Origin of the sequence: Veillonella parvula (genome assembly GCF_945949885.1) — a bacterium.
GTDB lineage: Bacteria > Bacillota > Negativicutes > Veillonellales > Veillonellaceae > Veillonella > Veillonella parvula_B.
In genome coordinates this window covers 65,904-80,516 of record NZ_CAMFFZ010000002.1, presented here as the reverse complement: position 1 = coordinate 80,516, position 14,613 = coordinate 65,904, and the positions used below count along the sequence as shown (strand labels likewise).

At 40.6% G+C, this 14,613-nt stretch carries 8 protein-coding genes; 1 reads left to right on the top strand and 7 read right to left on the bottom strand.

Annotated features, from left to right (window positions below; genetic code table 11):
• Positions 1-99: 99 nt before the first annotated feature.
• From rpoC to Q7O55_RS01325, 3 genes are all read right to left on the bottom strand, one after another.
• Positions 100-4,302 carry a DNA-directed RNA polymerase subunit beta' gene (gene rpoC, locus Q7O55_RS01335; protein ID WP_303927789.1) on the bottom strand — a complete coding sequence of 1,401 codons (4,203 nt, stop codon included), beginning with the start codon at positions 4,300-4,302 and terminating at the stop codon, positions 100-102.
• Positions 4,303-4,331: 29 nt separating this feature from the next.
• Positions 4,332-8,492 carry a DNA-directed RNA polymerase subunit beta gene (gene rpoB, locus Q7O55_RS01330; protein WP_303927787.1) on the bottom strand — a complete coding sequence of 1,387 codons (4,161 nt, stop codon included), beginning with the start codon at positions 8,490-8,492 and terminating at the stop codon, positions 4,332-4,334.
• 330 nt (positions 8,493-8,822) lie between these two features.
• Positions 8,823-10,238 (bottom strand): aspartate ammonia-lyase, encoded by a 1,416-nt coding sequence (locus Q7O55_RS01325; protein ID WP_295817357.1) that lies wholly within the window; start codon positions 10,236-10,238, stop codon positions 8,823-8,825.
• Positions 10,239-10,505: 267 nt separating this feature from the next.
• Here Q7O55_RS01325 and Q7O55_RS01320 point away from each other — a divergent pair, with 267 nt between their 5' ends.
• Positions 10,506-12,146: a glycosyltransferase family 39 protein gene (locus Q7O55_RS01320; RefSeq protein WP_303927785.1), complete on the top strand. Its 1,641-nt coding sequence runs from the start codon at positions 10,506-10,508 to the stop codon at positions 12,144-12,146.
• Positions 12,147-12,187: 41 nt separating this feature from the next.
• Here Q7O55_RS01320 and rplL read toward each other — a convergent pair whose 3' ends face one another.
• The 4 genes from rplL to rplK form a co-directional block, all read right to left on the bottom strand.
• Positions 12,188-12,556 carry a 50S ribosomal protein L7/L12 gene (rplL, locus tag Q7O55_RS01315; RefSeq protein WP_004693540.1) on the bottom strand — a complete coding sequence of 123 codons (369 nt, stop codon included), beginning with the start codon at positions 12,554-12,556 and terminating at the stop codon, positions 12,188-12,190.
• Positions 12,557-12,626: 70 nt separating this feature from the next.
• On the bottom strand, positions 12,627-13,124 hold the full coding sequence (gene rplJ, locus Q7O55_RS01310; RefSeq protein WP_008602491.1) for a 50S ribosomal protein L10: 498 nt from the start codon (positions 13,122-13,124) through the stop codon (positions 12,627-12,629).
• Positions 13,125-13,299: 175 nt separating this feature from the next.
• On the bottom strand, positions 13,300-14,010 hold the full coding sequence (gene rplA, locus Q7O55_RS01305; protein ID WP_004693536.1) for a 50S ribosomal protein L1: 711 nt from the start codon (positions 14,008-14,010) through the stop codon (positions 13,300-13,302).
• A gap of 76 nt (positions 14,011-14,086) precedes the next feature.
• Positions 14,087-14,512, bottom strand: coding sequence for a 50S ribosomal protein L11 (rplK, locus tag Q7O55_RS01300; RefSeq protein WP_004693535.1), 426 nt, complete (start codon positions 14,510-14,512; stop codon positions 14,087-14,089).
• Positions 14,513-14,613: the final 101 nt, after the last annotated feature.

The window sequence follows — 14,613 nt, the reverse complement described above, 5'->3', positions numbered from 1 at the left end:
GTGCACCTCGCGGGTGCACCCTTTTTTATTCTGTCGCACAGTATCAACAATGCAACAAGTCTATACAATTAATATAGCCTAACGGCCGCTCCGAAGCAATTAATCTTCAGACATAACCTCTTCCGTAATATCAATGATTTCAGGTGTATTTTTTACAACTTCAATCTTACGGTAACGACTCATGCCTGTACCAGCAGGAATCAACTTACCAATAATTACGTTTTCTTTTAAGCCCAACAATGGATCGATTTTACCCTTGATAGCAGCATCGGTAAGAACACGTGTCGTTTCTTGGAATGATGCAGCGGACAAGAAGGAGTCCGTTGCCAAAGCGGCTTTCGTAATACCCAATAACGTGCGTTTGCCCGTAGCATTTTCACGACCATTGAGGGTAAGACGACGGTTTTCTTCGTCAAAGGTATTAACGTCGACCATATCCCCTGGAAGCATATCCGCATCGCCAGCTGTTTCAATTTTAACTTTATGAAGCATTTGACGAACAATAACTTCGATATGTTTATCGTTAATTTCTACACCTTGGGATTTGTATACTTTTTGTACTTCGTATACGAGGTAACGTTGAGTTGCTTCAGTACCCATTACACGCATGATGTCATGAGGATTGATAGACCCCTCTGTCAAACGAGCGCCCAAGGATACCACATCACCGTCTTTAACGATAATACGAGAACCATAAGGAATGAGGTAATCGAGTTCAACACCATCTTCACCAGTGATAAAGATAGTATTTGTACCTTTTTTACCTTCATTAGGTACAACGCGAACTGTACCTTCGTTTTCTGCGATGATGGCATTACGTTTTGGTTTGCGAGCTTCGAACAATTCTTCGACACGTGGCAAACCTTGTGTAATATCGTCACCTGCGACACCACCAGTATGGAACGTACGCATTGTCAACTGAGTACCAGGTTCGCCGATGGATTGTGCCGCAATGATACCTACAGCTTCACCAACTTGAACTTGGTTGCCAGTTCCTAGATCACGACCATAACACTTACGACATACGCCATACGGGCTACGGCAAGTTAATACGGAACGGATTTTTACTGTTTCATAGTGTTTTACAACTTCATCAGCTAACGCCTCTGTGATTTCACCGTTAAGAGGAACGATGACTTCGCCAGTTTCCTTATTAACTAATTCTTCAGCTGCAATACGACCTACGATACGGTCTTTTAATGGCTCGATAACACCAGTGCCTTCAACGATAGCTTCCACTTCAATACCGTGGATTTCATTGTTGCGTACTTGTACTTCTTTTACATCGGAGTTAAGAATCGCTTCGATGCCTTCTTCGGTGAGACGTGTATCAGCTGGGAAAATTTCTACCCCTTCGCTGTCAACGATTGCTTGTACAGTATCCTTATTCAACATATTTTGAACCATAGTTTCTTTCAATGTTGCACGGATGCTATCGTCGCTTTCACCAAGAATAATTTTTTGAACCAAGTTAGTATGGTTAATATCGCTATCAGAACCCAAATGTGCACCACGCAATGCAATAGATGTAACACCGGCTTCAGCAATATCAGCCAAGCATTGTTCGTCTAAGATAGTTTCAGCAGGTACAACAAGTTCCCCTGTTTCAGCGTTCACTACATCTTTATCTAGAACACGACCAATGAGCTTATCTTTAAGCAATTCTAATGCTTGACGTGAAGATGTAGCTAAACGAGCACGTTCACGAACGAGATCGATACCTACAACGTCACAATCATCCTCACGAACGATTACGTCTTGAGATACGTCAACAAGACGACGAGTCAAGTAACCAGAGTCAGCTGTACGAAGCGCTGTATCGGCCAAACCTTTACGAGCACCATGAGAGGATGTAAAGTAATCCAATACAGTCAAACCTTCTTTAAAGTTTGCTTTGATTGGTAAGTCGATAATACGACCAGATGGATCGGCCATCAAACCACGCATACCAGCAAGCTGACGAATCTGTTGTTTATTACCACGGGCACCAGAGATAGCCATCATGTAAACAGGGTTGAAGCCATCTTTGTCGCACGCCATGTTATCCATCATGGCATCGGTAACATCTTCTGTTGCCTTTGTCCATAATTGGATAGTTTTACGATAACGTTCTTCTTCTGTAATAAGACCACGACGGTACATACGAGATACTTTTTCTACCTCTTGCTCCGCTGTATCTAACAAACTAGTTTTAACTTCTGGTACTTTAATATCAGCAATAGCTACAGTCATACCTGCACGACGTGCAAAGGAGTAACCCAAGGACTTGATGCGGTCCAAAAGTTCTGCAGTCTTTTCATTACCAAACAATTGGAAACATTGATCAACCAATTTACCAACTGTTTTCTTATCCATAACCTTACCTAATGTGTAAGTGCCATCTTCACGTTTCTCATATTGCCACAATTCTGGGAATAAAGCATTGTTGAAGATCAAGCGACCTGCTGTTGTTTCTACACGGCCATGATCAGGTAAACGGATATAAAGAATATCTTGCAAACCAATGATATGAGACTCATAGGCAAGCATAACTTCATCATAGGTAGCAAATGTCTTTGCTTTATCACGAGTATCTTCGCGTACAACTGTTAAATAGTATGTACCTAAGATCATATCTTGAGAAGGTACTGCTACCGGCTTGCCGTCCTTAGTGGACAAAATATTATGGCTAGAAAGCATCAATGTACGAGCTTCCGCTTGTGCTTCTACGGACAATGGTAAGTGACACGCCATTTGGTCACCGTCAAAGTCGGCATTGAACGCTGTACATACTAATGGATGCAATTTGATAGCACGGCCTTCCCAAAGGATTGGTTCGAAGGCTTGAATACCAAGTCTATGCAATGTAGGGGCACGGTTCAAGAGAACTGGATGTTCTTTGATTACCTCTTCTAAGGATTCCCATACGCCAGGGCCGATTCTTTCGACTTGGCGTTTAGCGGCCTTAATATTGGATGCTTGACCACGTTCTACCAAGCGTTTCATAACGAACGGTTTGAACAATTCCAATGCCATTTCTTTTGGTAAACCACATTGGTGCATTTTAAGTTCAGGACCTACTACGATTACGGAACGACCGGAGTAGTCAACACGTTTACCGAGCAAGTTTTGACGGAAACGACCTTGTTTACCTTTAAGCATATCGGATAAAGATTTCAATGGGCGGTTACCAGGACCTGTAACAGGACGACCGCGACGGCCATTATCAATCAATGCATCAACCGCTTCTTGAAGCATGCGTTTTTCGTTGCGCACGATAATATCAGGAGCACCCAAATCCAACAAACGTTTCAAACGATTGTTACGGTTGATAACACGACGGTATAAATCATTGAGGTCAGATGTAGCAAAACGGCCACCATCTAATTGAACCATAGGGCGCAATTCAGGTGGGATTACAGGAACGATATCCATAATCATCCATTCTGGGCGGTTCCCAGATTGACGGAATGCTTCTACTACTTCCAAACGACGAACTGCACGGATTTTACGTTGACCACTAGCAGTGTTCAACTCTTCGCGCAATTCAGCATTCAATGCTTCAAGATCAAGTTCTGATAAGAGAGCTTTTACCGCTTCAGCCCCCATGTCGATACATGCGAAGAGGACCTCTTCAGCAGCGCCTAATTCATAGCGTTCTTCACGAGTTAATTCTTCGTATTCCTTATCAGCTTCTGGTATTGTTGCATCATCACGAAGAGCCGCATTATAGCGCTCTTTACGTTGTGCTTCACGAACAATAGCTAAACGTTCATTACGTTGAGCTACTGTTTCGATTACGACGGATTTACCACCGATAGTATAACCGTCTTCATTAAATTGAGCTTCGTATTCGCGGTATTCTTGCTCTGACAATAATTGACGTTTTGTCAATGGGGTACCAGCTGGATCTACTACGATGTAGGAAGCAAAGTATAATACGCGTTCCAAAGAACGTGGAGATATGTCAAGGATAAGACCCATACGGGATGGGATTCCTTTGAAGTACCAAATGTGAGATACAGGAGTAGCCAATTCAATATGGCCCATGCGTTCACGACGTACTTTCGCACGGGTAACCTCTACACCACATTTGTCGCAGACTACGCCTTTATGGCGGATGCGTTTATATTTGCCGCAGTGACATTCCCAGTCCTTTGTTGGTCCAAAAATGCGTTCACAGAATAGACCATCACGTTCTGGCTTCAACGTACGGTAGTTAATTGTTTCAGGTTTCTTAACTTCCCCATGAGACCAGGATAAAATCTGCTCTGGAGAGGCTAAACCGATTCGCATGGAATCGAATTCATTTACGTCTAGCACTACTATCGCTCCCTTCCTTATAGATAGTTTTAGTCTTCATCGTTAGAGGAGTCGCCCATTGGGTACGCCAATTGGCTAAGGATATCATCTTCACCGCCGTTATCAGCTGGTAATTCTTCCTCTTCCTCTACTTCTGGTTCTACTACAGTTACTTCATCAGTTTCTATAGCACTGCCTTCCATAACTTCTTCAATACCAGTTTCTACCACCTCATCTTCGTCCTCAAGTTCTTTCATAACAACTTCTTCTTGGTCTTCGTTCAAGATTTTTACATCGAGACCAATACTTTGAAGTTCTTTAAGCAATACCTTGAAGGACTCAGGTACACCTGGTTCAGGGATATTTTCGCCTTTAACGATTTTTTCGTATGCTTTCACACGACCAACAACGTCGTCAGACTTAACAGTTAATAGCTCTTGAAGAGTATAGGCTGCGCCATATGCTTCTAGAGCCCAAACTTCCATTTCCCCAAAACGTTGGCCACCGAACTGAGCTTTACCGCCCAAAGGTTGTTGTGTAACAAGGGAGTACGGACCTGTAGAACGAGCATGGATTTTATCATCAACCAAATGATGGAGTTTAAGCATGTAAACGTAACCAACAGTAACGCGATTATCCATCGGTTCACCAGTACGACCATCATATAGCACGGTTTTACCATCATCAGGACGACCTGCAAGCGCCAATGTTTCGAATACATCTTTTTCGTGAGCACCATCAAATACAGGTGTAGCAATATGAATACCTGCTACATCTGGTTTTGGCATGCCATATTTGTCAAAGTCGTAGCCAAGACCTTCCAACTCTTTGCGGATTTCAACGCGTTTTTCTTCAGCAGAGTGAATATTGTTAAGCGTATTCTTAATTTTATTAATTGCCTCTAATTCCTCTACAAGAACAGGATCCATTTCAGGAGCATCCTCTTCAGAATCAAAGAACTCTACATGAAGTGCATTGTATTTAGCTTCAATAGCTTTAAGTTCTTGGTAACGAGCTTCGCCACCCATAGCGTCCAATTTCTTTTGCGCCGCTTTTTCTACATGTTTTAGAATTTTAGTTTTCAAAGTAATGATTTGTTCATTTTCTTCGAAATGATTTACGGTTACATCTTCTGCAACTTTCGCTTCCAATTCTTCAATTTGAGCATAAAGGTCGCGGATTGCATCGATTTGTTCCCAGTAAGACGCATCAGTACGAGCTTCTTTCAACACGTTTTGAATGTGAAGGTCTGTAGCTTTGATTTTCATACCTAAGCCTTGAACAGCCCAACCCAAGTGAGTTTCAAGAACCTGACCGATATTCATACGAGAAGGTACGCCCAATGGGTTCAATACGATTTGTACTGGAGTACCATCTGGAAGGAATGGCATATCTTCTTTTCTCATAACGCGAGAAACGACACCTTTATTACCATGACGGCCCGCCATTTTATCGCCTTCATGAATCTTACGTTTTTGAGCGATATATACGCGAACAAGTTTATTTACACCGGGTTGTAATTCGTCGCCATTTTCACGAGTGAAAACTTTAACGTCTACAACTTTACCAGATTCGCCATGAGGCACGCGCAATGATGTGTCACGAACTTCACGTTCTTTATCGCCAAAGATAGCGCGCAATAAACGTTCCTCTGGAGTAAGTTCAGTTTCACCTTTTGGCGTAGCTTTACCTACGAGGATATCGCCAGGATGTACTTCTGCACCAATGCAAATAATACCTTCTTCATCCAAATTTTTAAGTGTATCGTCACCAGTATTAGGCAATTCACGAGTGATTTCTTCAGCGCCTAATTTAGTGTCGCGCGCATCACATTCGTATTCTTCAATATGAATAGATGTATAGATATCTTCTTTGCAAAGTTCTTCACTAAGCAAGATAGCATCCTCGTAGTTATAACCTTCCCAAGGCATGAACGCTACAAGAACGTTATACCCCAATGCCAATTCACCGCCATCAGTAGCAGGACCGTCAGCCAATACTTGGCCTTTTACAACATGATCGCCACGATTAACGATTGGTTTTTGGTTAAAGCATGTGGATTGGTTAGAACGAAGGAATTTATTCAAACGATATGTGTCAACACGACCGTCACTATCACGAAGAACGTGGATTTCATTACCCCAGCAACGTACAACTTTACCCGCTTCACGCGCTAATACGCAAACGCCGGAGTCAGTAGCTGCTGTATATTCCATACCAGTACCAACAAGTGGTGCTTGAGCACGCAAGAGTGGCACCGCTTGACGTTGCATGTTCGCCCCCATCAAGGCACGGTTAGCATCGTCATTTTCAAGGAATGGAATCATAGCTGTACCAATGGATACAACTTCTTTTGGACTTACGTCCATATAGTCAACCTTATCAGGTGTAACTTCTAATACGTCATGACCACGACGACAAGCTACGTGTTCAGTTGTAAAGTAGCCATCTGCATCAAGTGGAGAGTTCGCTTGGGCAATTGTCATGCCTTCTTCTTCATCAGCTGTCATGTATACTACGCTGTCAGATACGCGCACTTTAACAACTTTATCAGCATCCTTGCCTTTACCATACACTTTTTCTACTTTACGGTATGGTGCTTCGATGAAACCGAATTCGTTTACCTTTGCATAGTTGGACAAGGAGTTGATCAAACCGATATTTGGACCTTCTGGAGTTTCAATAGGACACATACGGCCGTAATGAGAGTGATGCACGTCACGGACTTCGAAGCCTGCACGCTCACGAGATAAACCGCCAGGTCCAAGGGCAGATAAACGACGTTTGTGAGTCAATTCTGCTAATGGATTTGTTTGGTCCATGAACTGGGACAACTGGGAGGAACCAAAGAATTCTTTGATTGCAGCCACTACTGGTCGAATGTTAATCAATGCTTGAGGCGTTATAGATTCGATTTCTTGAATTGTCATACGTTCACGAACAACGCGTTCCATACGAGTCAAACCAATACGGAATTGGTTTTGCAACAATTCGCCTACACAACGAAGGCGACGGTTTCCCAAGTGATCGATATCATCTGTATGACCTGCGCCATCCATAAGGTTAAGCAAGTAAGAAATGTTAGCAATCATGTCTTCACGTGTTACTGTACGGTGATCATATGGTAAGTTGCAGTTATTACAGATAACTTTGGACTCTACACCATCATTATTTACAATGTAGAATTCAGCGAAACCTTCACCATCGAATACATGGCTATTAGCAACGATATCAAGTTGTTCTTCCCCAACTTGTACACCTGCATCAAGGATAATTTCGCCAGTTTCTGGATCTACAATTGGTTGAGCCAATGTTTGACCCAACATCCGTTGACGCCAGCCAAGTTTTTTGTTCAATTTGTAACGACCAACGCGCGCTAAATCATAGCGGCGTGCATCGAAGAACAAGTTATCGAACAAGTTACGAGCAGACTCTACAGTAGGAGGCTCGCCCGGACGTAATTTTTTATAGATTTCAACCAATGCTTCATCAGCAGATTGAGTTGTATCTTTTTCTAATGTACGAACGATGCGTTCATCATATACTGGTAAACCATCCTCATCAGTTTTACCGTTCCAGAAGAGGTCGAGGATACTTTCATTAGTATCCCAACCTAATGCACGTACCAATACAGTAGCTGGTAATTTACGATTACGGTCAATACGAACAGCCACAACTTCACTTGCATCAGTTTCAAGCTCGATCCATGCACCACGGTTAGGAATAACTGTGGAATCGTACAATCGATTACCCATGGTATCGATTTCTTTGTTATAGTAAACGCCTGGAGAACGTACCAACTGGGATACGATAACACGTTCTGCACCATTGATGATGAAAGTACCTGTATCCGTCATTAATGGGAAATCGCCCATGAATACTTCTTGTTCTTTAATGTCCATATTTTCTGGATCATTATTTACCAAGCGAATATTTACACGAAGTGGTGCTGCGTAAGTTGCATCACGGTTTTTACATTCATTAATATCATACTTAGGTTCACCTAAGCTGAAGCCTTCAAAAGAAAGTACTAGATTACCTGAATTGTCTTTAATCGGAGAAATATCGTTGAAAATATTTTGTAAACCACTCTCCAAGAACCACTCATACGATTTACGCTGAATGTCCAATAAATGCGGCATCTTGATAACTTCGTTAATTTTAGCGTACGTATAACGAGTTCGTTTGCCTACCTGTTCAGGTTTGAACATATTTGCTTTCACCCCTATCAAAACACACTGGTCTACCATTTTCTATAACGGCATGAAAAAGACATCTTACAGGTCTCAGTTTTCCTGCTCGGGCAACGTCAAATAAAGCAAGGTCCATTTCATTTTTAAAATAACCTTGCTTCCCATTAACCAAGCACAACCTTGGAAGAAAACCTCATCACTATTTGTGTTATAGTTTTTACATCCAAAAGCAGAAAACGCTACTTTTGCAATATATAATTTTATCAGTATTAAAAAAGACTGTCAACCAAAAGGGTTGACAGTCTTTCACCTTCATGCTTCATTCATGTATTAAAAGAGAACTATAAATTAGTTGCCTTTTTGTTTTAAAAGATTCGCACCAGCGATACCAGGGCGAGTCATTTCCTTAGGAGAAAGAATATGATTAATTTCATTCTCAGTCAATAAGCCTTGATCCAAGATGATATCACGAATAGCTCGACCAGTTTCATACGCTTCTTTCGCCAATGCAGATGCAGTTTCGTAACCAAGGTGTGGTAACAATGCTGTTACGATACCTACGGAACGGTTCAACCAGTATTCGCATTGTTCACGGTCTACTTCAAGATCAACGAGCAATTTATCAACGAATGTATTTACACCGTTTTTGAGGTAGCAAAGGTTATTGAACAAGTTGTATGCCAATACAGGTTCCATAACATTTAACTCGAATTGACCATTTTCTACAGCTAATGTAATAGTAGTATCATTACCGATAACTTGGTAACATACTTGGTTCAATACTTCGGCGATAACAGGGTTTACTTTTCCTGGCATGATAGAGGAGCCTGGTTGACGGGCAGGTAATTTCAATTCCCCAATGCCACAGCGAGGACCAGATGCCATTAAGCGAAAATCATTTGCCATCTTAATCAACACAAGTGCAGTTACCTTCAAACCGCTAGAGATATCAGCAAATACATCTGTATTGTTTGTAGCATCGATTAAGTTCTCCGCAGTGTAGAATGGTTCGCCTACTACTTCACTAAGTTCATAAGCTACATCATGAATGTAGTTAGGTTCAGCATTAAGACCTGTACCAACTGCAGTGGCGCCCATGTTGATTACATGTGCACCTTCAACGGCGGATTTAATACGTTTAATACCACGACGAATACCAGATGCATAAGCGCCCATCTCTTGTCCTAACGTAATAGGCACCGCATCTTGCAAATGAGTACGCCCCATTTTTAAAATTTCACTATATTCTTCAGCTTTTTTCTCAAGCTCATCAACAAGACGTTGCAAAGCTTCAAGTAACGGTTTAGATTTCAAAATTGCACAAACTTTAATCGCTGTTGGAAAAGCGTCATTTGTAGATTGTGCCATGTTACAGTGATTGTTAGGACTTACAATATCATAGCTACCTTTTGGATGTCCTAAAATTTCACAAGCACGATTTGCCAATACTTCGTTCATATTCATATTCACAGAAGTGCCAGCACCACCTTGAATTGGGTCAACTGGAAATTGGTCAGCAAATTCACCGGCAATAACTTCATCAGCTGCTTGAACAATCGCTTTACCAATAGATACATTGAGACGACCTGTTTTCATATTTGCTAAAGCAGATGCCTTTTTTACCATTGCTAGAGCTTTAATAAAATCTTGGTCTAAATGTTTCCCTGTAATATGGAAGTTTTCTAAGGCACGAATCGTTTGCACACCATAATATAACTCATCCGCTACTTCTAATTCACCTAGGAAATCATGTTCTTTTCTCATAATAGATCCTCTTTCCACTATTTCATATATTAGATGATAGTTTAATGAAACGGTTTTATCTTACGCGCTCATTATAGCATGTATTTTGTATACATAAAAGTCATTTCATATATTCCGAATAAACAATATTCTATACAATATATTATTTCATAATTATTTTCTATAACTATTTCCATATTTATAAAGGCTCTGTTTTTATCTTTGATTAGTTTAAATATTACACGCCCTATAGTACAATAATATAAACTATATAAGTAAGGAGTAACTATGATTAACAATCACATGCTGCGCATAGGTGCGCTCTTTTTATTAACCGTTTCATGCTACGGCTTTTATAATGCCTATTTGCCAATCACTGATCCGGTGGAGTCCAACTATGTTCTCTCCGCCATCACCATGCTAAAACACAACTCATGGATATCCCCCATGATATACGATCACGTATGGTATGATAAACCACCCCTCACCTATTGGGCACTTATGATTACATACAAACTATTTGGCATATCTGACTTCACGTCTCGTATACCGAATACGCTTGTTGCGGGAGCTAGCGTAACCCTAATGTATCATATAACTTACCGCATGTCTAAAAGTACCTTTGTCGGTATACTCTGTGCGATTTTATTAATGAGTACACTACAGTTTTGGTATATATCTCATGCAGTTATAACCGATGGATTTCTATTTTTCTTCACCTTAGCTATATTTGGATATAGTTATTTGGCATTTACCAATAATGACAAGTCAGCTATGGTGAAAGCTTACATTGCTGCGGCCTTAGCCGTGATTACCAAAGGACCTATAGGCATTATCTTACCTGGGCTGATATTACTTATTTATATATGTGCACGCTACGCCATCCATAGAAAGGATGAAAGCTATCAGCTTTTAAAGGATATAAAATTACTATTTAATCCCTTGGGACTATTAGGCTTTATAGCGATAGCTAGCCCTTGGTATATTGCTATGTATTCCATTCACGGTGAGCAGTTTATTTCCGGATTTTTAGGTCTACACAATGTAGATCGAGCCCTTGTATCCGAGCATCCTAAATTTAATGTATGGTATTACTACCTATTAATTGTGCCCCTTTCACTATTACCCTGGACACCGCTAACAGTCTATCATTTAAAAGATATTGACTGGAAAGATGATTTTGATCTATTAGGCATTATATGGTTTATAGTTATAGTACTCTTCTACTCTCTAGTAGCTACAAAGTATCTAACTTATACCTTACCTGCCATTATCCCTTGTATAATATGGGCGGCTATAAGAATTTGTGAATTAATTACTGACAAAGAGACCGGTGAATTTACTCAATCATTCAAAAAGTTTAATTATGTAGTTACATTGCCACTATGTATTTACTACCTGATTTTTACATTTGCTACAGCCTTTGATAAAAGTCTTGATAGTAAACCGCTAATCATAGGGTCCTTTATCATAGTATGTATGATTTTAATCGGCCGATACTATATAACACCATTTTTTAAACTAGCAAGGTATGCTTTAGTTCCACTAATTACTTTATACTCGGCTATTACGATTACGGTACCACCGATATTGTTTAATCAGTCTGGTTTACAGTTCAAAACGTTCATCGAAGATGCATCAAAACCAATATATGTATATGGCAGTTACTATACTTCTATTGTATATTACATGGGCACTACACCTACCCAAGTTTTTGTAGATACGACAGATGATTCTATATGGACTGAAGGCAAAACATTGATGCCTACAATAACTAAAGAAACATTTTTAAGTAATACATCAAATAATCATGCTTCCTATGTCATCGTTCCTAAAAAATATGACAAAGATTTCTCTAATGCATTACCGTATCCAAAGGCAAAATTAGTCAACAAAACAAAACTCGCATCAATTTATAAGCTTCAATAAAAAAGGCGTACCCATAGGGTACGCCTTTTTTATGGTTAGAATTATTTCAATTCTACGGATGCACCAGCTTCTTCTAATTGAGCTTTCAAAGCTTCAGCAGCTTCAGCAGCAACGCCTTCTTTTACAGGTGCAGGAGCGCCGTCAACGATAGCTTTAGCTTCTTTCAAGCCAAGACCAGTTGCTTCACGAACAACTTTGATTACGTTGATTTTAGATGCGCCAGCATCTTTCAAGATTACGTCGAAGGAATCTTTAGCAGCGCCGCCTTCAGCACCACCAGCAGCTGCTACAGCTACAGGAGCTGCTGCAGTTACGCCAAATTCTTCTTCGATTGCTTTTACAAGATCATTAAGTTCAAGGATTGTTGCTTCTTTCAATTCAGCAACGATGTTTTCAATGTTCAATGCCATTTTAGATTTCCTCCATAAATTAGTTTATAGTGCCAGCCTCAAGCGGCCAACGAATACTTTGCAAAAAATATTATTCTGCAGGTTTTGCTTCTGCAACAGCTTTGACAGCGTATGCAACATTGCGAACAGGAGCTTGCAATACGGAAAGCAACATAGAAAGCATACCTTCGCGGTTTGGAAGAGATGCAATTGCTTTAACACCTGCTGCGTCCATAACTTCGCCTTCAACGATACCAGCCTTAACTGTTACAACTTCTTTTTCAGTTGCTTTGATGAATTGTTCAATTACACGAGCAGGTGCAACAGCATCGTCTTTAGAAGTAGCCAACGCAGTTGGACCTTCTAAATGCTCAGCGAAACCTTCAAGATTCAATTCGTTTGCAGCGATACGAGTCAAAGTATTTTTGATTACTTTGTATTCAACACCTTCAGCCAACATTTTGCGACGAAGATCAGTTGCTTGCGCAACAGTTAAACCAGAGTAACCAATCAATACAGCACCTTTTGCTTCAGAAAGAGTTTCTTTCATTTGAGCAACGATTGCTTTTTTTGATTCAGTGACAGCCATTAGATTACCTCCTTGTAGATTTTTTTGGTGCTCTATGTACTATCTTAGCGTAAAAACGACCCCATCGCACGCGATGAGGTCGTAACTAGTCCTAGGTTGTTCTAGTGTCAGCCTCAGCGGGCGGATTTTCATCCATTATACATACCAGCCGTCTACAGCTAAGAGACATATTTAATTATTGCTCTTTGGAAACAGTGCTCAATTTGAACACATTCAAAGGTACACCAGGGCCCATTGTAGCGGACAAGGTTACAGATTTAATGTATTGACCTTTAGCTGCTACAGGTTTAGCCTTGATAATAGTATCAACGATTGTACGGTAGTTGTCAAGTAATTTTTCTTCATCGAAAGATGCTTTACCGATAGAGCAAGAGATAATACCTGCTTTATCAGTACGGTATTCGATCTTACCAGCTTTGATTTCGTTTACTGCACGAGCAACGTCTGGAGTTACTGTACCAACTTTAGGGTTTGGCATCAAGCCTTTAGGACCCAAAATTTTACCAAGACGGCCAACTTGACCCATCATGTCTGGTGTAGCAACTACTACGTCGAAGTCGCTCCAACCACCTTGGATTTTAGCTACTAACTCTTCAGAACCTACAAAATCTGCACCAGCTTCTTCAGCTGCTTTAATATTGTCGCCTTTTGCGAATACAAGAACGCGTTTAGTTTTGCCAGTACCATGAGGCAATACTACTGCACCACGAACTTGTTGATCAGCGTATTTAGGGTCGACATTCAAGTTGAAAGCAATTTCAACTGTTTCATCGAAATTTGCAGTTGCAGTTTTCTTAACCAACTCAATTGCTTCTACTGGTTCGTAGAATTTACCAGCTTCAATAAGTTTTACTGCTTCAGCGTATTTCTTACCTACTTTTGCCATTATAATATCCTCCTTATGTGGTCAAACGGGAATTCCCTCCCACCGATTTGCGCCTTATGCGCAAGTCGTACGCTTATTAGTCAACGATTTCAATGCCCATGCTGCGAGCAGTACCTTCCACCATGCGCATACCTTGTTCTACGGTATTAGCATTCAAGTCAGGCATTTTCAATTCAGCAATTTCACGAACTTTATCGCGACCTACTTTTGCTACTTTATCACGGTTAGGTACACCAGAACCTTTTGGAATACCTGCAGCTTTTTTCAACAATACTGCAGCTGGTGGAGTCTTAGTGATGAAGTCGAAGCTACGATCTTCATATACGTTAATAACTACTGGAATAATTAAGCCAGCTTGTTTAGCAGTACGTTCGTTGAATTCTTTTGTGAAAGCAACGATGTTAACACCTGCTTGACCTAGTGCAGGACCAACTGGTGGTGCTGGAGTAGCTTTAGCGGCTTCAATTTGTAGTTTTACTTGTTTAACTAATTTCTTAGCCATGGGTAATTAAACCTCCTATGCTTATACTGTGGTGGTAACGGATATACATCCTCCCACTGGCAACCAAAATCGATTGCTCTTTTTAGAGTTATATTATTATA